At 57.6% G+C, this 18,288-nt stretch carries 19 protein-coding genes; 2 read left to right on the top strand and 17 right to left on the bottom strand.

What is annotated here, in order from left to right; genetic code table 11:
- The first annotated feature begins 38 nt into the window (after positions 1-38).
- The gene (locus J4G38_RS07970; protein ID WP_210513705.1) at positions 39-668 is read left to right on the top strand and encodes a DUF6624 domain-containing protein; all 630 of its coding nucleotides are present in this window, start codon (positions 39-41) and stop codon (positions 666-668) included.
- A gap of 56 nt (positions 669-724) precedes the next feature.
- Here the strand turns inward: J4G38_RS07970 and tsf are convergent, their stop codons facing one another.
- The 10 genes from tsf to recA all read right to left on the bottom strand — a co-directional run bounded on the left by tsf (position 725) and on the right by recA (position 9,271).
- Entirely contained in the window at positions 725-1,561 is an 837-nt protein-coding gene (gene tsf, locus J4G38_RS07965; RefSeq protein WP_210513706.1) for a translation elongation factor Ts, read from the bottom strand.
- Positions 1,562-1,662: 101 nt separating this feature from the next.
- Positions 1,663-2,430, bottom strand: coding sequence for a 30S ribosomal protein S2 (gene rpsB, locus J4G38_RS07960; protein WP_210513707.1), 768 nt, complete (start codon positions 2,428-2,430; stop codon positions 1,663-1,665).
- Positions 2,431-2,448: 18 nt separating this feature from the next.
- Positions 2,449-2,835, bottom strand: a complete 387-nt coding sequence (rpsI, locus tag J4G38_RS07955; RefSeq protein WP_210513708.1) for a 30S ribosomal protein S9 — start codon at positions 2,833-2,835, stop codon at positions 2,449-2,451.
- A gap of 35 nt (positions 2,836-2,870) precedes the next feature.
- Entirely contained in the window at positions 2,871-3,323 is a 453-nt protein-coding gene (gene rplM, locus J4G38_RS07950) for a 50S ribosomal protein L13 (RefSeq protein WP_210513709.1), read from the bottom strand.
- Between the two features lie 265 nt (positions 3,324-3,588).
- The gene (locus tag J4G38_RS07945; RefSeq protein WP_210513710.1) at positions 3,589-4,302 is read right to left on the bottom strand and encodes an RluA family pseudouridine synthase; all 714 of its coding nucleotides are present in this window, start codon (positions 4,300-4,302) and stop codon (positions 3,589-3,591) included.
- A 117-nt stretch (positions 4,303-4,419) separates the two neighbouring features.
- Positions 4,420-5,481 (bottom strand): sensor histidine kinase, encoded by a 1,062-nt coding sequence (locus J4G38_RS07940; protein WP_210513711.1) that lies wholly within the window; start codon positions 5,479-5,481, stop codon positions 4,420-4,422.
- A 138-nt stretch (positions 5,482-5,619) separates the two neighbouring features.
- Positions 5,620-6,312 (bottom strand): response regulator transcription factor, encoded by a 693-nt coding sequence (locus J4G38_RS07935; protein ID WP_210514073.1) that lies wholly within the window; start codon positions 6,310-6,312, stop codon positions 5,620-5,622.
- Positions 6,313-6,471: 159 nt separating this feature from the next.
- On the bottom strand, positions 6,472-7,128 hold the full coding sequence (locus J4G38_RS07930; protein ID WP_210513712.1) for a hypothetical protein: 657 nt from the start codon (positions 7,126-7,128) through the stop codon (positions 6,472-6,474).
- Between the two features lie 123 nt (positions 7,129-7,251).
- A complete protein-coding gene (locus J4G38_RS07925; protein WP_226163274.1) occupies positions 7,252-8,031 on the bottom strand; it encodes a DUF3108 domain-containing protein in 780 nt (259 codons plus the stop codon).
- Positions 8,032-8,218: 187 nt separating this feature from the next.
- Positions 8,219-9,271 (bottom strand): recombinase RecA, encoded by a 1,053-nt coding sequence (gene recA / locus J4G38_RS07920; protein WP_210514075.1) that lies wholly within the window; start codon positions 9,269-9,271, stop codon positions 8,219-8,221.
- Between the two features lie 454 nt (positions 9,272-9,725).
- On the opposite strand from recA, the gene J4G38_RS07915 reads away from it, so the two are divergent.
- Positions 9,726-10,757 (top strand): hypothetical protein, encoded by a 1,032-nt coding sequence (locus J4G38_RS07915; RefSeq protein ID WP_210513714.1) that lies wholly within the window; start codon positions 9,726-9,728, stop codon positions 10,755-10,757.
- Positions 10,758-10,988: 231 nt separating this feature from the next.
- Here the strand turns inward: J4G38_RS07915 and J4G38_RS07910 are convergent, their stop codons facing one another.
- The 7 genes from J4G38_RS07910 to J4G38_RS07880 all read right to left on the bottom strand — a co-directional run bounded on the left by J4G38_RS07910 (position 10,989) and on the right by J4G38_RS07880 (position 18,283).
- Positions 10,989-11,540: a GNAT family N-acetyltransferase gene (locus J4G38_RS07910; protein ID WP_210513715.1), complete on the bottom strand. Its 552-nt coding sequence runs from the start codon at positions 11,538-11,540 to the stop codon at positions 10,989-10,991.
- 138 nt (positions 11,541-11,678) lie between these two features.
- On the bottom strand, positions 11,679-12,104 hold the full coding sequence (locus J4G38_RS07905; RefSeq protein WP_210513716.1) for a hypothetical protein: 426 nt from the start codon (positions 12,102-12,104) through the stop codon (positions 11,679-11,681).
- A 137-nt stretch (positions 12,105-12,241) separates the two neighbouring features.
- The gene (locus J4G38_RS07900; RefSeq protein WP_210513717.1) at positions 12,242-13,198 is read right to left on the bottom strand and encodes an AAA family ATPase; all 957 of its coding nucleotides are present in this window, start codon (positions 13,196-13,198) and stop codon (positions 12,242-12,244) included.
- Between the two features lie 99 nt (positions 13,199-13,297).
- Positions 13,298-14,689 carry a peptidylprolyl isomerase gene (locus J4G38_RS07895; protein ID WP_210513718.1) on the bottom strand — a complete coding sequence of 464 codons (1,392 nt, stop codon included), beginning with the start codon at positions 14,687-14,689 and terminating at the stop codon, positions 13,298-13,300.
- Positions 14,690-14,922: 233 nt separating this feature from the next.
- Positions 14,923-17,241 carry a peptidylprolyl isomerase gene (locus J4G38_RS07890; protein WP_210513719.1) on the bottom strand — a complete coding sequence of 773 codons (2,319 nt, stop codon included), beginning with the start codon at positions 17,239-17,241 and terminating at the stop codon, positions 14,923-14,925.
- Between the two features lie 191 nt (positions 17,242-17,432).
- Positions 17,433-17,846: an ATP-binding protein gene (locus J4G38_RS07885; RefSeq protein WP_210513720.1), complete on the bottom strand. Its 414-nt coding sequence runs from the start codon at positions 17,844-17,846 to the stop codon at positions 17,433-17,435.
- 107 nt (positions 17,847-17,953) lie between these two features.
- Entirely contained in the window at positions 17,954-18,283 is a 330-nt protein-coding gene (locus J4G38_RS07880; protein ID WP_210513721.1) for an STAS domain-containing protein, read from the bottom strand.
- Positions 18,284-18,288: the final 5 nt, after the last annotated feature.

Genomic DNA, 18,288 nt, shown 5'->3' with positions numbered 1-18,288 from the left:
CCGCCCGCCATTGAGGAAGCACACCAAAAACTTTCCCGATGAAAAAAAATCTCGCAGTTCTGGTCTTCAGCGTCTACGCATTGTCCGCATCGGCGCAACCCAAGCCCGTGTTACATCCCGCCCTAAGCAAAACCATCGACAGCCTGGCTTTTGTCGACCAATGGCCAATGCAGCAAATGTTTCATCAAAAGGCAGATAGCGCAGGACGAAATTTAGTGGATGTAGAAAAGACCAATTTCGCGCGTCATCAGCCTATTCTAGAAAAGATAATCAAACAATACGGGTACCCCGGCTTTAAGCAAGTGGGCGAAAAAAGCGCTGATAACTTTTGTTTGCTCGTACAGCATGCGGATGCCCATCTGGATTTTCAGCGCCAAATACTTAAGCTGATGCTACCTGAGGTAAAAAAGAAAAATGCCTCCCCTGTAAAATACGCTTACCTCATCGACCGCGTAGCAATTAATTCAGGACAGGCTGAAGAATATGGGACTCAATTAGTATACAAAGGAAAAGATATGAGCATTACGGCCGTTCCCGTATCGTTACGCGACCCCAAAAATGTAGACAAACGCCGTGCTGCTATTGGGATGGAACCGCTACAAGATTACCTGAACATGATGACTGAGGTGACTAGGCAAATGAACAAGCCCAAACCGCAGATACCGTAAAAAAAGCCCCGCCGGCATAATGCCAGCGGGGCTTCCAATTTAGCTATAAACGGCAATTAAGCGCCGATAGCCACGCGCTTGAAGTCCGACACCGTTAGGCCTTTCGACTTGCTGTCGAGCAGCTGGGCGATGGTCTTCGAGTTGTCTTTCACGAACTCCTGGTTCAGCAGAGTGTTGTCTTTGTAGAACTTGTTGAGTTTGCCGAGGGCAATTTTTTCCAGCATAGCTTCGGGCTTGCCTTCGGCTCGCGCCTGCTCTTTGCCCACTTCAATTTCGCGCTCCGCAATGGTGGCATCCACCCCGTCTTTGTCGACGGCAATGGGCTTCATGGCCACGATTTGCATGGCTACGTCGCGGCCCACTTCGGCTGTGTCGGCACCGCCTACGTTCTTCAGGCCTACGAGCACACCTTTCTTGCTGTCGGAGTGGATGTACGAAGCTACTTTCTCCGCGGTCAGCGTAGCATAAGTCACTTCCAGCTTCTCCCCAATTTTGCCCATCAGGTCGGTTACGTGCTCCTGCACGGTCAGGCCATCCGAAGCTTTGGCGGCTAGGATGTCTTCTTTCGTGCCGGCGTCGATGCGCACGGCCGTGTCCAGAATTTGCTGGGCCAGCTCGCGGAAGTTAGCCACTTTGGCTACCGATTCGGTTTCGCAAGCCAAGGCCACCAGTTTGCCTTTGGTGCCGTCTTCGCTCACGTTCACCAGCACCACGCCTTCCGAAGTGGCGTTGTCGGCGCGCTTGTCCGCGATTTTCTGGCCGTGCTTGCGGAGAATGTCGCGGGCGGCTTCGAAGTCGCCATCGGCTTCCACCAGGGCTTTTTTGCAATCCATCATCCCCGCACCGGTCATGGTGCGGAGCTTATTTACGTCTGCGGCGGTAATAGCGGCCATTAGAGAGGTTTTTGTTGGGTTGGAATTCAGATAAAAGAAAAAGGGAACCTCCGGAGCCTAGCTACTCGAAGGTTCCCTTTTTTCAAAGAGCTAAGAAGGGACTATTCTTCGTCAGCGGCCGTTTTCTCGGCGATGGCAGCCTCATCGGCTTCCTTGCGCTCGGCGTCTTCTTTGTCAACTTTGCGCTCCGACAGGCCGTCTTCGATGGCCTTGCCAATCACGCCCACGATGAGCTGAATCGACTTCGAGGCATCGTCGTTGGCGGGAATCGGGAACTGCACCAGCTCGGGGTTCGAGTTCGTGTCGCAGATAGCAAACACCGGGATACCCAGTTTGTGGGCTTCTTTCACGGCGATGTGCTCGCGCTTCACGTCCACGATGAACAGGGCAGCGGGCAGACGGCCGAGGTCGGCGATGCCACCCAGCACGCGGTCCAGCTTGGCGCGCTCACGCGACATCATCAGCTTTTCACGCTTGGCGAGTGCGGCGTAAGCCGTGTTCTCTTTCACCATCTTGTCGATGGTGGCCATTTTCTTCAGGCTCTTGCGCACCGTGGCGAAGTTGGTGAGCATGCCGCCCAGCCACCGGTCGGTGACGAAGGGCATCTTCAAGCGTTCGGCTTCGGTGGTCACAATCTCCTGGGCCTGCTTCTTCGTGGCTACGAACATGATTTTGCGGCCGCTCTTCGCAATGTTGCGAATGGCAGTGGCAGCGTAATCAAGCGAAACCAGCGTTTTGTTGAGGTCGATGATGTGGATGCCGTTCTTCTCCATGAAGATGTACGGCGCCATTTTGGGGTCCCACTTGCGGGTGAGGTGACCAAAATGGGCACCTGCGTCGAGCAGGTCTTTATAAGTCGTCTGAGCCATGATAAAATCCTCCTGGTTTTAGCGTTTCGAGAACTGGAACGAGCGACGAGCCTTGCGCTTGCCGAATTTCTTGCGTTCCACCATGCGCGGGTCGCGGGTCAGAAAGCCTTCCTTCTTCAAAGCCGGACGGGTTTCCTCGTTGTCGCTAACCAGTGCTTTGGTGATTGCCAGACGGATAGCCTCGGCCTGAGCCGAGATGCCGCCGCCTTTCACATTCACCTTGATGTCGTACTGGCCGACTTGCTCAAGAATTGCCAGGGGTTGGTTCACAACGTTTTCCAGCAACTCGTTGCTGAAATACGCCTTCATGTCCCGGTCGTTGATAGTGATAATCCCTTGCCCGGCCTGCATGTAAATGCGGGCCACCGAGGTTTTTCTTCTACCAGAGGTGTTGGTAATTGCCATTTAGTGAAAAAATAAAAGCGTAAGCCGTCGTTGACTTACAGGTTTTTGAGTTCGATTGCCACGGGCTGCTGCGCCTCGTGCGGATGCTCGGTGCCGGCGTACACGTACAGGTTGCGGTACTGAGCCGAGCCGAGTTTGTTGCCTTGCAGCATGCCTTTCACGGCGTGCTCAATCACGCGGGTCGAGTCGCGGTCCATTTGCTCGCGCACGGTGCGACGCTTCTGGCCGCCGGGGTAGCCCGAGTGCGTGATGTAGACCTTCTCGGTCATTTTTTTGCCCGTTACCCGCAGGTTGTCGGCGTTGATAACGATGACGTTGTCGCCGCAATCCGCGTTGGGGGTGAACGAAGGCTTGTGCTTACCGCGCAGAATGTTGGCAATCTGGCTGCAAACGCGGCCCAACGGGGCTACGCTGGCGTCTACGATAACCCAGCTCTTCTGGGCGTTGGCCTTACTGACGTGGGTCGTCTTGAAGCTCAGGTGGTCCATGAGTCGAAAAAAAGGTATGCTAAACTATTGAAAAAGAGTTCGAAGCCAGTACGGCTTCGGGAAAAACGGACACAAAGGTACTGTTTTTTCGGCAGAATGCAAACAGCTGCTTGCTATTTCCCACTGAAAAGCAGCCTTGTAGTCAAATGAACAGTTTTTACTTTGACACCAATTCCCCAAACACGGACAGCAACCAGCCCGGTAGCGCCATTCTCAAGTAAATGAGAAGGACCAGCAGTTTGGTGCGCAGGTTCAGGTTCATTGGCTACTGATTCTGCCGCAGGGCTTCCACCAGCACCCGGAAATCTTTGGGGTAAGGGGCTTCCACGCTGATTTCTTCCCCATTCAACCCGGAAAACTCGAGCTTGAGCGCGTGCAAAGCAAAGCGTTTGATGAACGGCTGCTCTTCCTCGCCTTCCTTGAGGTTGAATTTTTTCTTGAGCGAAGACAGGAAAAAATCCTCGCCGCCGTAGTCCTTATCGCCGATGATGGGCGCTTGCAAGTACATGAGATGCAGGCGAATCTGGTGCATGCGGCCGGTGATGGGCTCGCACTGAATGAGGGCGTGGCGGGTGAAGGTTTCGAGGGTGGTGAAGTAGGTTTCGGCGGGCTTGCCTTTGTAGGCGAGGCGGGCCTTGCCGCGGGTGGTGGTTTCGATGCTGCGCTCCACCAGCTGATGGTCGAAGTGCGGGGTGCCCCACACGGCGGCGTGGTACTGCTTTTTCACCTCGCGGTTCTCGAACTGCATGGCGAGGTGGCGGTAGGCGGCGGGGTTCTTGGCGAAGGCCAGGGCCCCGCTGGTTTCGCGGTCGAGGCGGTGGGCCGCCTGAATGTCGTCGTGGTGCTGGCGGGCCAGGCGCAGCATGTTGGGCGCGCCGCCCACCCGCTCATCAAGCGTGGCCAGAAACGGCGGTTTATTGACGACAAGGTAATCGTCATTCTCGAAAATGACGAGGTCGGAAAAATTAGGAAGCTTCATAAGAAGCCGCAAAGGTACGGCCGCCGTCATGCTGAGCCCAGCCGCAGCATCGCTACCACGCTACCAGTCAGGTTTAGTTATGGGGAAAGATAGTGCGGCTGGGCTCAGCATGACGTTCTAATTACCCGTAGTTCCCTTCGGCTTGCTTAGCTTGAACTCCAGCGTCGTGCCCTCGCCCACGGTGCTTTTTACCCGGATATTGGACTTATGGGCTTCCACGATGTGCTTGCTGATGGCCAGCCCCAGCCCGGAGCCGCCCGATTCGCGCGAGCGGCTTTTGTCAATGCGATAGAACCGCTCGAAAATGCGGGCCTGGTGCTCGGGCGCAATGCCGGCCCCATCGTCGCGCACGGCAATGCGTACCGAGCGGCCGCTTTCCACCAGCGAAACCACCACGCGGCCCTGCTCCCGGCCGTACTTGATGGCGTTGTCAATCAGATTGATGAGAACCTGGCGAATGCGGTTGCGGTCGGCCACTATCAGCAAGCCGGCTTCTGGCAACGTGGGCGGAAACAGCACCAGGTGGGTGCCACGCCGGGCGGCCTGCTGCTCCAGCAGCTCAAATATTTCGCGCACCAAGGCAATAACATCGAAGCGCTGGCGGCGCATGCGCACCACTCCTTTTTCGAGCTGGGCAATGGTAACGAGGTCCTGCACCAGGGCGTCCAGCGTGTCGAGACTGGCGGCGGCTTTGCGCAGGAACTTGCGGCGGGTGGCAATGTCAATTTCATCGTCCTCGTCGTCCAGAATGGTGTGCACGAAGCCCTGGGCGGCAAAAAGTGGCGTTTTCAGCTCGTGCGAAACGTCGGCCAGGAACTCGCGGCGCAGGGCTTGCAGGCGCACCAGCTCATCCAACTCCTGCTGGCGGCGCTCGGCCATGAGCAGGATTTCGTCGCGCACGCGCTTCACCGGCTCGGGGCGGAACAGGAATTTGTTGCTGAGCTTCTTGAATTCCTTGCGTTTGATGTGTTCCAGGCCCGCGTAGATGCCGTTGATTTCCCGGAAAATCAGCGCTTCAAACGACAGGTAAACCAGCAGAAAACACGCCGCTACGGTAACGCCCGCTGCCAGGAAAGCCTCCCGAAAAGGCAGCGTGGGGCCGATGCGGGCGTAGGCCGTGAGCACGCCCGCCACCAGCAGCGCAATGAGAATGGCAATGGTGCGGGAGGAAAGATTCATTTTTCAGTGAGCAGTGAGCAGTGAGCAGTGAACAGTTAGCAGTTGTTCGGTGCGGTGACGGGGAATTGGAATATAAAGAAAATGAGCAACAGTCATTGCGACCATTGCTCATTATTTACTGCAGGCAGTTTACTGAAATTAATCGGCGTTGAATTTATAGCCTACGCCTTTGATGGTCTGGATGTGGTGGTCGCCCACCTTTTCGCGGACCTTGCGCACGTGCACGTCCACGGTGCGGGCCAGCACGAACACGTCGTTGCCCCAGATGTTTTTCAGCAGCTCTTCGCGGTTGAATACCTTGTGGGGCGTGGCGGCCAGAAAAGCCAGCAGCTCAAACTCCTTCTTGGGCAAGGTGATTTTTTTGCCGTCCTGGTACACGGCAAACCCGGTGCGGTCAATGCGCAGACCGTTGATGTCGATGGCATCGATGGCGGTGTGTGGGTCCTGGTCGCGGCGCTTCACGGCGGCCAGGCGGCCCAGCAGGGCCCGGGGCTTGATGGGCTTGGCGATGAAATCGTCGGCCCCGGCCTCAAAGGCGGCTACTTCCGAAAACTCTTCGGCGCGGGCCGTGAGGAACAGGATGTAGGTGTCCTTGAACTTGGGCTGCTCGCGCAGCAGGCGGCAGGTGGCGATGCCGTCGAGGTTGGGCATCATGACATCAAGCAGAATGATGTCGGGGTTGAACTCGGCGGCCACGTCCAGGGCTTTGCGGCCATCGGAAGCCGAGGCAGTCTGGTAGCCTTCTTTCTTCAGGTTGAACTCCAGCAACTCAACGATATCCGGGTCGTCGTCGACCACGAGAATCTTATACACGGGCGATTTAGGAGCAATCACAGCAGTAGGGGCTTAGTTGAAGCAGGGCTTTGCTTGCGCAAAAGTACCGCTATCCGTGCGCCGGCCTGTGTTACGATTGTGTGATGCCCGTGCCGCCTCAGCAAAAAGACCTGGGCAGCCAGACCGCCGCTGCCGCCGGCATTCGTAGCAGCCCCGCTATACGTGTCTGCGCGGGTTGATGCACAGCGCAACGGAGTACAGGATGTTCAGAAAAATGTATAGTAAAGCGTGTATAGTCCACACATTCAGGCTTAAAGTATGGGAGAGATGGAGCACATAGTTGCTGGACAAAAAAATGAGAATGTTGCCCGAGAAATAGAGCAGCAGTCCGGTTGAAACCCAAAGCAGCGGTTCGCGCTCCAGCCGTGCGAGCACGACTTTGCGGGTAATCTCCCGATAAAAAAAGAGCAAAACGAACGTGAGAACCAGGAGGCTTTCGATGAACCGCTGAATCGGGCTGAATTCGGCCGTGTCCAGCCGCGGACTGTAGGTGAGCAGCGAGCCCAGCACAAAGGCGCCCACAATGGCCGGCATGTAGCGGCTCAGGGCCGCCGGGCGCAGGGTGCGCCGGTAGACCAAGGCCAGCAAGGTAAATTCGATGGTGGTGTCGATGGGGGCCAAAAAAAGGTTGGGCTTTCCGTGAGCCAGCAGCGTCCGGGCTACTATTTCCACAGCCAGCGCACACAGCGTCAGCACCGTCAAATACCGGAGCGCCTGGTCGAGCCGACGGAACCGCACTACCCCAATGATGCTGGCAATGACCACCGGCACCACTGAAAAATCCAGAATTAATCGCTGAACGGAATATTCCATGCAGAGGCAAGATAGTCGCGTATCAGTAAGAAAATCCGTTGTTTATGGCAGGCCCAACGATGAGGTAACTGCTTTGGCGCCTGGCAACTGAAGGAACGTGCTGCAACGGCCCGTTTCCCGTCCTTACTGCACCATATTCAGGCGCCATTTCAGGCCCTGGTAGCGCACCATGTCCACCTTCACGGTGCCCACAAACATTTCGGCCTGGAACAACACCGGAATCTTGTTCCGGTCATCGGAGAGGTACACGGAGATGGCGTTTTCGCCCCGGAAAAGCTTGTTGTTCGGCATCTTGGGCACCAGCTTGAAGGCGCGGACATCGCCGGCTTTCGTTTCCACCACTTCGCGGCCTTTGTAGGTCACTTCGAGCATGAAATTGTCGCCGTCGAAATAGCCGGGCATCCGGATGACGTCGCCCACTTTCATGTGGTCGAAATTGATGGTGCGGAGGTAATAAAAGCCACTCACCAGCTCCAGGGTGTTATTGGCCACCTTTACGGTGGTGTGCTTGGGGTTCTCCTTGTTATGGTCCTGCACCTCGGCAATGTCGTGGAAGTGGTCGAAATCGACGGTTTCCTTCTTGCGGTAGTTCTTCTCGGCAATGTCGCGCTGGGCGCGGATGGGCAGGATGCTGGTCGTGTCGATGTAGGCGCGCCACTGGTCGCGGATGCGCAAGAAGAAATCGAACGAGCCGGTGGTTTTGCCGCTCACGGTGGCTTTGTAGCAGGGGCGCTCGTTCACGCGCTCCAGGCTACCGCCGGTTTCCACGGTGGCCTCGCCGCCGTTGATGAGGCCGTAGTGAACGGTGTACTTAATGGTTTCGCCCCGCCCAAAACTGGTTTGCGGAATGCTGCGAACGGCATCGCCGGGGCCTAAGGCGGGCTGGGCGGCAATCAGAAGCAACAGGATAATGGGAGTAAAAAAGAACCAACGGCGGGCCATAACAATACCTATAACATAAGAACAAAGCGGTGCGGGACGTAGACAAACGTAATGCCACCTCCTGAGCAAAGTAAAGGTACGAACATAAAAAAAGCCCGTTGCCAATAGGCAACGGGCTTTGGATTATTCGCGGATAGCGCAACGGTGCCTACAGCGTGTCTTCGCCGTCCTCAACAATGGTCAGGTCCACGGGAATGACGTCGGAGTCGCCCTTGGCCATGGCCCGGATTTTGGCTTCGATTTCAGCCGCCAGCTCGGGGTTGTCGAGCAGCAGGGTTTTCACGGCTTCGCGGCCCTGGCCGATTTTGGTTTCGCCGTAGTTGAACCACGAGCCCGACTTGCCGATGATGCCCATATCGACCCCAAGGTCAACTATTTCGCCGACTTTGCTGATGCCCTGGCCGTAGATGATATCGAACTCGACCACCTTGAAAGGCGGCGCCACTTTGTTTTTCACCACTTTCACCTTGGTGCGGTTGCCGGTGATATTGTCCTTGTCCTCCTTGATTTGGCCGATGCGGCGGATGTCGAGGCGCACAGAAGCGTAGAATTTGAGGGCGTTACCGCCGGTCGTGGTTTCGGGCGAGCCGAACATCACGCCGATTTTCTCGCGGAGCTGGTTGATGAACACGCAGCAGCAGCCGGTCTTGTTGATGGTGCCGGTGAGTTTGCGCAGGGCCTGGCTCATGAGGCGGGCGTGCAGGCCGACTTTCGAGTCGCCCATGTCACCTTCGAGTTCACCTTTGGGCACGAGGGCGGCCACGGAGTCAATCACGATGATGTCGATGGCACCCGAGGAAATCAGCTGGTCGGCAATTTCGAGGGCTTGCTCGCCGTTGTCGGGCTGGGCGATGAGCAGGTTGCTAGTGTCGATGCCCAGCTTCTCGGCGTAAGACTTGTCGAAGGCGTGCTCGGCGTCGATGAACGCGGCCATGCCGCCTTTCTTCTGCGCTTCGGCAATCATGTGCATGGTCAGGGTGGTCTTACCCGACGATTCCGGGCCGTAGATTTCCACCACGCGGCCACGGGGCACGCCGCCAATGCCCAACGCGATGTCGAGCGAGAGCGAACCGGTGCTGATGCTCGGAATGTCCCCAACTTTGTTGTCGCTGAGCTTCATCACGGTGCCTTTGCCGTAGGCTTTGTCCAGCTTATCCAGCGTGAGCTGGAGCGCTTTCATCTTTTCGGCCGCGACATTCATATCGCCTTTCTCAGCCTTTTCAACTTTTTCGACTTTCGGGGCCGATTTGGTAGCTAGTGCCATGTGGGGGTGTTTGAGAAAAAGGAATTAGGTTTGGTAAAGTTAACGGTTTTGGCCGGGTCGCAATCGAATAAATCTATTCCTCAGTAAAACCTCGGATTAGGCCCTTTTACGGCGGCTTTTTCTAACACAGTGCTCGGCGGTTTGGTGCCGTTGAAAGGCGAAATATATGCGGAATTATCTAAAAATATTAGTTGCCCTTGTGGGTGTGCTAATTAGAGTGGGAGAAGCGCGGGCGCAAGTGGATAATCGGGCGTTTATTGGCAGCCGCCCCGGCCAGTTAAAGTATACTTACATCTTGCGGAATCCTGATGGGCCCGATACCAAATTGGATGATTCGCTCGACAGAGAAAAAAGACAGCTCCTACTAGAGGAAACCATTTCGGCTGGCGATATGCGGCTTGCGGTGAACTCCTTCACCTTCTTTAAAGACAACGAATACTTCAACAAGATTGTGGACGGCTACACGCTGTTTGGCACGCAGCTAAACCCGGAACTGGTTTATTATCCCACCAAAGACCTGCGCCTCGAAGCCGGTGTACTCCTTTGGAAGGACTTCGGCAACCCCGTGCTGAAGCAAGTGCGGCCCACCTACCGTGCTACCTGGACGAAAGGCCACAACCAATTCATTCTGGGGAATGTCCGCGCCAATCTCAACCATAATTACATTGAACCGCTCCTCAACTTTGAGCGCGTGATACTAAACCCGCTGGAAGAAGGCTTGCAGTACCGCTACCTCGGAAATAAGCTATTTCTGGACGTGTGGGTGGACTGGCAGCGCCAGCAATACCGCTACAGCAACTACCAGGAAGAAATAACGGGCGGCCTCAGCAGCAGCTACCGCCTCAGCAGCGACGAAAGCAAGTGGCGGGTTTCAATTCCGTTCCAGTTCACGGCCCAGCACCACGGCGGGCAGATTGATACGCTCAACAAGCCCCTGCAAACGCTATTTAATGAAGCGGTAGGAATTGAAGCCCGTCGCTCGTTCAGCAGCTCTGAAATTCAGGCTTTCCGCTTCAACGGCTACGTGCTCGGCTTCAATGATAATTCCCCCACGCAGGGCCAACTGCCCTTCAAATACGGCCGGGGCCTGTACCTGAACACGACTCTCGAAACGCGCTACGCCGATGTAATGCTGAGCTACTGGCAGGGCTCGCGCTTTATTTCGCCGCTGGGGGGCGACTTGTTCCAGAGTGCCTCGCGCACGGTATCGAACCCCGATTACCTGGACCGCCAGCGCAAGATTCTGCTGGTGCGGCTGCTGCGCGACTTCCGCATCTCGGACGCGGCCGCTCTCACCGTGCGCGTCGAGCCACTCTACGATTTCAACGCCCAACTGCTGGATTTCTCGTTTGGGGTGTACCTCAACTTCCGGCAGGAGTGGCTACTGGGCAACGTGGCCCGGCGCGTGCGGGTGGGGCAGTAGTGTAGCTGCCCCCAAGCCGTTACGGATTGCAGCAGATGGTCCGGGGCGGTCCCGGAGCCTTTGTTGCAACCCGATATGCCCTCCGGGATGGTCCCGGAGCCTTTGTTGCAACCCGATATGCCCTCCGGGGCGGTCCCGGAGCCTTTGTTGCAACCCGATATGCCCTCCGGGGTGGTCCCGGAGTCCTTGTTGCAACCCGATATGCCCTCTGGGGCGGGCGCGGCAGCCGGGCTACTCCCCGTCGCGGGAGAGCCAGAAGCGGCGGATGTTGCCCACTGCGTCGGCGTTGCGGAACCAGTGCGGGCGCTTGGGCGGGGCTTCGGGCTGGAAGCCGGCGGCGCGGGCCACGGCCTGGCCGCGGGTGTTGTTGGCGTAGCAGCGAATGAGCAGACGCTGGCTGCCCACCGGCCCGAACCCAAAGCCGATGACGGCCGCCAGGGCTTCGCGGGCGAAGCCCTGGCCCTCGGCGGCGGCGGCCAGGTAGTAGCCGATTTCGGCCTGGCCCTTGGCCTGGGGCATGAGGCAGATGTCGCCGAGGTAAGCGGCCGTAGCGCGGTGCCAGATGCCAAACACGTAGAAGCGGCCGGTGCGCCAGTCGTTCGCAAAATCGTGGAGGGCCGCGTGGGCATCGGTGGGGACGCGCACGGCCTGCAGGCGGTCGGGGAAGGAGGTTTGGAACCGGGCGCGGTCGGCGTGCAGCAGGGTGAAAAACGCGTCCGCATCGGCCGTTTCGTAGGGGCGCAGGCAGAGGCGGGAGGTAAAGAGCGGAGCGCGGGGCAACATGGTTTCGTAATACGGCGAAAATGCCCGCGATGGCAGGGGAGTTTGGGAGAAAGCGTTAGTTTGGCTTAACGTGGTCAAGCTAATGCAAAAAGGCCGCTTCTGAGCTCAGAAGCGGCCTTTCGTAAAGTAACAGCCGGGTTATTTGTTCACGCCCACGTACTGGCTGGGGCTGCCCAACGACTGCTGGGTGCGCATTACGTTCACCTGCCGGGCCGCTTCGTTGAAAAATTCGAGCCGGCGAATCAGCATTTCTTTCACCAGCACGCGGCCTTCGGGGGTGCGCATGGTGCCGCGCTTGTCGGCCAGCACGCGCTGCAGGGCGGCCAGCGTCTGGCCCTCGTGCTTCATAAACTGCTGCTGAAACTCCGCCAGCCGCGCCACGCCGGTGGCGGTGAGGGCAAAGTCCTCGCCCGCGCCCTGGTTCAGCACCTCGCACAGCACGTACACCTCAATGGGCAGGCTGGTTTCGAGGGCCGTGGTACGCAGGTCGAGGCCGGCGGCCAGAGCGTCGAGGATGATGCGCACGTTGCGCTCAAATTGCTGGTAGTAGGCTTGGGCTTCCATATTGGGTAGGGGCAAAAAGAACGTCATGCTGAGCTTGCCGAAGCATCTCTACCACGAGAGTAATTCACTTGATGAGATTAGTTGCGCAGTAGAGATGCTTCGGCTAGCTCAGCATGACGTCCCCGTAAATTTCATTCTTATAACAGCTCTTTTACAATCTGCTCCACGCCGATGCCTTCGGCTTCGGCTTTGAAGTTGCGCACGAGGCGGTGGCGCAGAATGGGCACCGCCACGGCGCGCACGTCTTCAATATCGGGCGAATACTTGCCGTTGAGCAGGGCATTGCACTTGGCCCCCACGATGAGGTGCTGCGAGGCGCGCGGCCCGGCTCCCCACTCCAGCAGCTGGGTGGCGCGGGGGGCGGCGCGCTCAGTGCCGGGGCGGGTTTTGTGCACGAGGCTCACGGCGTATTCCACCACGTTATCGGCCACCGGCACGCGGCGCACCAACTCTTGGAAAGCCTGGATATCGGCCGCGTGCAGGACTTTATTAACGGTTTGCTTGCGGTCGGAAGTCGTTTGCTTCACGATGTTCAATTCCTCGGCATACGTGGGGTAGCCCAGCTCAATGTTGAACATGAAGCGGTCGAGCTGCGCCTCGGGCAGGGGGTAGGTGCCTTCCTGCTCGATGGGATTTTGGGTGGCCAGCACAAAAAACGGGCGCTGCAAGGGGTAGCGCTGCCCGGCCACCGTCACAGCGTATTCCTGCATCGATTCCAGCAGGGCCGCCTGGGTTTTGGGCGGCGTCCGGTTAATTTCATCGGCCAGAATGATGTTGGCGAAGATGGGGCCTTTCACGAAGTGAAAATCCCGCTGCTGGTTCATCGTTTCCGAGCCCACGATGTCCGAAGGCATCAAATCGGGCGTGAACTGAATGCGGTTGAACGACAAGTCCAGCGAGTCGGCAATGGTCTGAATCAGCAGGGTTTTGGCCAGGCCGGGCACGCCCACCAGCAAGCTGTGGCCTTGCGAAAACACGGCGGTGAGCACCAGCCGCACCACTTCGTCCTGCCCCACGATGACTTTGCCGATTTCCTGGCGCAGCTTCTGGAAGGAGGCGGCCAGGGCATCGGCGGCTTCTTTGTCGTTCGTCATTTGGTTGTCAGTTGTTCGTTGTCAGTTGGTAGTCAAAGCAGCTCGAAATTCAACTGTTAGAACAAACTGACAACTGACAACGAGCAACCAACAACTAATCTACTTCTCCGCCACGTCCAGCACCTTGCACTGGGCATATTCCGGGGCGATTTCGAGGTACACCGTGCCCCGGTTCTTCAGAAACCACTCATCCAGCGCCTTGTTGCGCTTCTCGTTCAGGGCAGCGGCGGCAATTTTCTGGTAGTCCTGGTTCAGGTTGGCCTGGTGGGGCGGGGTGTTCGATTTCAGCCAGAGAATGCGCATGGCGTCCTTGCCGTCGTCGGTGCGGTAGGGCAGGGGTGGCGTGATGTGGCCCACCTTCATGGTGTCGATGGTGAAGAAGATGGCCGGGTCGAGCTTGTCGAGGGGCAGGCGCGAGCCGTTGTCCTGGCGGTTCTGGAGCAGGCCGCCGTTGCTGCTGCTGCTCTTATCCGAGGAATTGTCCTTGGCCGCCTTGGCAAAGCTGATGCTGTCGGACAGGATTTGGCGGCGCAGCTTGGTGAGCAAGGTGGCCGAGGCGCCGGCATCGGCGGTGCCGGTTTCGGGCTTGAGCAGGATGTGGCGCGTCGAATACGTGTTGCCCTTGCGCTCAATAAACTGAATCAGGTGGAAGCCGAACTGCGACTGCACCACGGGCGACATCTGCCCCGGCTCCAGCTTCATCGACGCCGCTTCGTACTCCGGCACCAGCTCGCCCCGCTTGAAAAAGCCCAGGTAACCGCCTTCCTTCGCCGAGCCCGGGTCTTCCGAATTGGCCTTGGCGAGAGTGGCGAAATCAGCCCCGGCCAGCACCTGCGCCCGCAGGTCGTTCAGCTTGGCAATGGCGGCCTGTTTGGCCTTCTCATTCACCTGCGCCGGTACCACAATCTGGCCCACTTCCACTTCGGTGCTGAAGTAGGGCAGGCTGTCCTTGGGCACTTTGGTGAAGTACTGGGCCACCTCGCGCGGGGTCACCGTCACCTTGCCGGTGATGGTTTCCTGCATTTTCTGCTGCGTGAGCTGGTCCCTGATTTGCGGCCGCAAATCATCTTTCAGCGACTTAATTGGCTTGTTGTACTGCTCTTCCAGGCGTTTTTCTGAACCGATTTGCTGCACGAAATAGGCCATGCGGCGGTCAACTTCGCTGTTCACCTGCTGGTCGGTCACGGTCACGGAGTCAACTTCGGCGCGGGCCAGCATCAGCTTGTTCAGCACCAGGCTTTGCAGGATTTTGCATTTCAGGTCCGGCGGCAAGGGTTTGCCCTCCGCGCGGGCTGCTTCCTGAGCGTAGATGAGCTCCACTTCGGAGCGGAGCACAATCTGGTTGTCCACTTTCACAATAATACCGTCCAGCAGCTGCTGGCCTTTGGGCCGGCTAATGCCCAACTGGGCCCGGGACGCGGGCGCAAAGCCCAGTAGCAGCAGCAACGTAAGCAGGGCCAACGCCGCGATGCGATTCACTTTAACAAGCATAGAGTAGTTCTATATAAACCCAATGGCACGGTGCCGGAGTTTGGTCCGTGCGTGCTTAACACACAACCGGGCCCACAAATTTCACGATAAATCCGTTGGCAGACAAAAACAAGGAGCATCGCCCCGCCCGGAAGGTTGCAGGCTCAAAACAGTTAACAGTGAGCACCTATCAGTGAGCAACCCCTTTCGGCCTCTTGCTCACTGATAGGTGCTCACTGTTAACCGCAAGCTGATTACTTCGTTATCAGCTTATTCACCTCGGTTTCGTTTACCTTCACCGGGCGGGCGGCGCGCATCTGGCCAATCCATTCCTTTTCCAGATAGGTTTGGTAGTCAGAAGTGGCCTGGCCGCGGGCTTCGGCCAGCGATTTGGGGCCGGCGGGCAGCACTTTATCGATGGTTACGGCGTAGTAGCGGCCGTCTTTCTGCACATTGTACGTGCCAGGACCCTTGGTCATCAGGTCGTCCACGGCTTTGTTGTCACCTTTCTGGAAAACCTTCTGGGTGATTTGCACCGACAACGGGTTTTGCTCGTTCAGTCCGGCTTCGATGGCGGTAGGGCTGCCACTCACCAGCGCAATCTGGGCGCTGGCATCGGCGGCCGACGTCTTTTGCACCACTTTGCTGATGCGGCGGGCCGAAACGCCGCGGCGGCGCAGATAGCGCGCAACCGAATCGGCGCGGGCGGCGGCCAGGCCGGCTTTTTCGCCTTTCCTGGCCCGGCCCGTGAAGGTGACGCGGCTCAGCGTATCCTGCAGCATGCGCTTGGCCATCTCATCCAGGGCCATGTTGCCAAGCTTGCTGGGAAAGGCCGTGCCCGAGGTAAACTGTACCGCTTTCGAAACGCCTTTGGTGACCGCAAAGCGACCAGCTTTCAGCTCTTTCTGAGCGCGGGCCAGCAGCGCAGGCGTAGCGGCGCTAATGACAGTGCCCTGCACACGCTGGTCCCACTGGTACTTGGCCTGGTTGTCGGCGAAGTATTTCTTCAGGCCCACGGTGTCCTCAATGGCTTTGCTCCACACTTTCTCGTCCATCAACTGGAAGAGCAGGATGCCGTCGCGGTACTCCTTCACCAGCATGCGGTAGTCCTCGTATTTGGTTTCGAGGCTGTTCTTTTCGAACTCGGTCAGCGACTGCTCCACGTACTGGTCGTAGAGCTGCTGCATAGCGAAGCTGGGCTGGGCGCCCGTGCGGGGCCGCTGGTTCTGCTGCACATACGTCAGGTAGTCTTTTACCGAATACGGCTTGCCTTTGATGGTGAACAAGGCCGCATTGTCACTTATGGCACCTTTTGCGGGCTTGGCCGTGGCGGCCGGAGCCATGTACTTATAGCGGCCGGCTACCAGCGCGGTGTCGGCTTTGCTGAAGGCGTAGGTTTTGGCCGCCGGCACTTCCACGAACTGGTCTTCCTGGCGCACGCGCTTCAGGAAAGCCGCTTTGTTCAGCTCCGAGCGCGAATCCTTGGCTACTTTGCTTTTCAGGGATGATTCCACATCGGCGAACTTGGCCACCGGCTGGCGCTCAATCAGCTTGATGATGTGCCAGCCGTACGGCGTCTGCACCGGCGCGGCGATGTCGCCGGGTTTTTGGAGCTTAAATGCCACTTCCTCAAACGAGGGAATCATGCGGCCCGTGCCGAAGGGCGGCAATTCCCCGCCATTGGCCGCCGAGCCGGCGTCTTCCGAGAACTGCGCCACGAGCTTATCCCAGTTCTCGCCCTTCTTCAGGCGGCTGTACAACTCGTCGATTTTTTTCTTGGCGGTGAGCGAGTCGGCCTTGGCGGCGTTGGCATTCATCCGAATCATGAGGTGGGCCACCTTGATTTCGCCCTGCGCGGCCCGCTTATCATTCACCTTGATGATGTGGTAGCCGAAACGCGTGCGAATGGGGGCCGAAACCTGGCCCACCGGCGTTTTGTAGGCCGCCGACTCGAACGGGTACACCATCTGCATGGCCGTGAAGTAGCCCAGCTTGCCAGCGTTTTCTTTGGCCGAAGGGTCTTCGCTTTGGGTGCGGGCCAGCTGGGCAAAATCAGCCCCGGCCAGCACCTGTTGGCGGATTTTATCAATCTTCTGGTAGGCGGCCAGCGTGTCCTGCGGCGTGGCATCGGGTGCTACCCGGATGAGGATGTGCGAGGCATTCACCTCCTGGCTCATGCGGTCGTAGGCCTCGCGCACCAGCTGGTCGGTCACGCTTTTCTCGGTCAGGTACGGCTGAGCCAGCTGTTGGCGGTAGCCGTCCAGTTCCCGCTTAAAGGCCTGCGTGGTATCGAGGCCTTTCTGCTCTGCTTCCAGCACCTTGAGGCGGAAATTCGTGTACAGGTCCAGGTAATCGGTCACGCTTTGGCGGGTGCCGTAGTCGGCCGCAGTGCTGTTGTTCTTGCGGTACACGTAGGCAAACTCGTTGGCTGGCACCGGGTAGGTGCCCAGCGTTTCGACAGCGGGGCCGGAGGTGGTAGCGGTCGAAGCAGTGGTTGCGGCGGGTTTAGAAGCCTGGCAGCCAGCCAGCAGCGTGACGACGGCAGCGCCGGCGTACAAAATGCGTTTGTGCATATAACGATGAAGGAGACGAGCGCGCCGGGTAAGAAGAAGCAAGCGACGCGGGCATAAAATTACCGGTGCGAAATTAACTAATTTCCGGGGGGAAATAAGCAAATGAACGGTCAGATGGTCAGGCCAAAAAAAAGGACGCCCAACTGCGCACAGCCGGACGTCCTTTTGCTACTGTTCTGCTTCTGGTTTTTTTACGCCAAATGCTTGCTCAGGTGGCAAACGGTGTGGTTGCCACGCGTGAAGAATTCGACCCGGTCCATGAGTCGATTCACCAGGGTCATGCCCATGCCGCCTTTGCGGCCCTGGCGGATGTAGTCGCGCAGGTCGGGGCTTTGGTGGGCCCCTGGCAGGAAGATGGTGTCGCCGTGGTCGGCAATTTCCACGTTCAGGTCGTGCTCATTAATGGCCAATTCCAAATCCAGAAACTGGTTTTCGTCCTCGCCATTGGCGTGAATGATGAAATTGGCCACCACTTCGTCCACAGCCAGCACCACTTGGTTCACCGTCACTTCGGACAACTGCCGGCTGCTGAGGTAATTCCGCACGAAGTCCCGCACCTGCTGGAGGTGGCGACGGGAACAGGCAATGCGGAGGACCGACTTCATAGAGGAATTATGAATTATGGGGTATGAATTATAAGTTGAAAAAGGAGTTAAAGACAGCCGGTAGGCAATTTCAACTCATAACTTATAATTCTTAACTCATAATTAAATTAAGCGGCTTCGGCTTCGGTGGCGCTGGGAACAATGGTCATCAAGGCATCCAGACCCAGAATTTCGAACACGTTGAACACTTTTTCCTGCATGTTAAAAAACACCAGCTTCACGTTGGCATCCTGGAAGCGCTGGAGGTGCGAAATAAATACGCCCAGGCCCGCCGAGGAAATGTAGCTGAGCTTGGCGCAATCGATGAGCACCTTGTGGAAATTTAAAATGTCGGGTTTTGCTAATTCAGTATCAAGGACAATGGCGGAACTAGCGTCCAGCTCACCATCGAGCAAGAGGGTGAGGGTATCGGCGGAGGGTTGAGCGGTAACTTTCATAATGA

Origin of the sequence: Hymenobacter terricola, assembly GCF_017921975.2 — a bacterium.
Classification (GTDB): Bacteria; Bacteroidota; Bacteroidia; order Cytophagales; family Hymenobacteraceae; genus Hymenobacter; species Hymenobacter terricola.
Note: the sequence above shows the minus strand (reverse complement) of the source record. Positions and strands in the feature narration are given on the sequence as shown.

Excerpts from the sequence above, each read along its gene's own strand:
- J4G38_RS07970 (WP_210513705.1), top strand. The coding sequence starts at position 39 with ATGAAAAAAAATCTCGCAGTTCTGGTCTTCAGCGTCTACGCATTGTCC.
- tsf (WP_210513706.1), bottom strand. The coding sequence starts at position 1,561 with ATGGCCGCTATTACCGCCGCAGACGTAAATAAGCTCCGCACCATGACC.
- rpsB (WP_210513707.1), bottom strand. The coding sequence starts at position 2,430 with ATGGCTCAGACGACTTATAAAGACCTGCTCGACGCAGGTGCCCATTTT.
- rpsI (WP_210513708.1), bottom strand. The coding sequence starts at position 2,835 with ATGGCAATTACCAACACCTCTGGTAGAAGAAAAACCTCGGTGGCCCGC.
- rplM (WP_210513709.1), bottom strand. The coding sequence starts at position 3,323 with ATGGACCACCTGAGCTTCAAGACGACCCACGTCAGTAAGGCCAACGCC.
- J4G38_RS07945 (WP_210513710.1), bottom strand. The coding sequence starts at position 4,302 with ATGAAGCTTCCTAATTTTTCCGACCTCGTCATTTTCGAGAATGACGAT.
- J4G38_RS07940 (WP_210513711.1), bottom strand. The coding sequence starts at position 5,481 with ATGAATCTTTCCTCCCGCACCATTGCCATTCTCATTGCGCTGCTGGTG.
- J4G38_RS07930 (WP_210513712.1), bottom strand. The coding sequence starts at position 7,128 with ATGGAATATTCCGTTCAGCGATTAATTCTGGATTTTTCAGTGGTGCCG.
- recA (WP_210514075.1), bottom strand. The coding sequence starts at position 9,271 with ATGAATGTCGCGGCCGAAAAGATGAAAGCGCTCCAGCTCACGCTGGAT.
- J4G38_RS07915 (WP_210513714.1), top strand. The coding sequence starts at position 9,726 with ATGCGGCTTGCGGTGAACTCCTTCACCTTCTTTAAAGACAACGAATAC.
- J4G38_RS07910 (WP_210513715.1), bottom strand. The coding sequence starts at position 11,540 with ATGTTGCCCCGCGCTCCGCTCTTTACCTCCCGCCTCTGCCTGCGCCCC.
- J4G38_RS07905 (WP_210513716.1), bottom strand. The coding sequence starts at position 12,104 with ATGGAAGCCCAAGCCTACTACCAGCAATTTGAGCGCAACGTGCGCATC.
- J4G38_RS07900 (WP_210513717.1), bottom strand. The coding sequence starts at position 13,198 with ATGACGAACGACAAAGAAGCCGCCGATGCCCTGGCCGCCTCCTTCCAG.
- J4G38_RS07895 (WP_210513718.1), bottom strand. The coding sequence starts at position 14,689 with ATGCTTGTTAAAGTGAATCGCATCGCGGCGTTGGCCCTGCTTACGTTG.
- J4G38_RS07890 (WP_210513719.1), bottom strand. The coding sequence starts at position 17,241 with ATGCACAAACGCATTTTGTACGCCGGCGCTGCCGTCGTCACGCTGCTG.
- J4G38_RS07885 (WP_210513720.1), bottom strand. The coding sequence starts at position 17,846 with ATGAAGTCGGTCCTCCGCATTGCCTGTTCCCGTCGCCACCTCCAGCAG.
- J4G38_RS07880 (WP_210513721.1), bottom strand. The coding sequence starts at position 18,283 with ATGAAAGTTACCGCTCAACCCTCCGCCGATACCCTCACCCTCTTGCTC.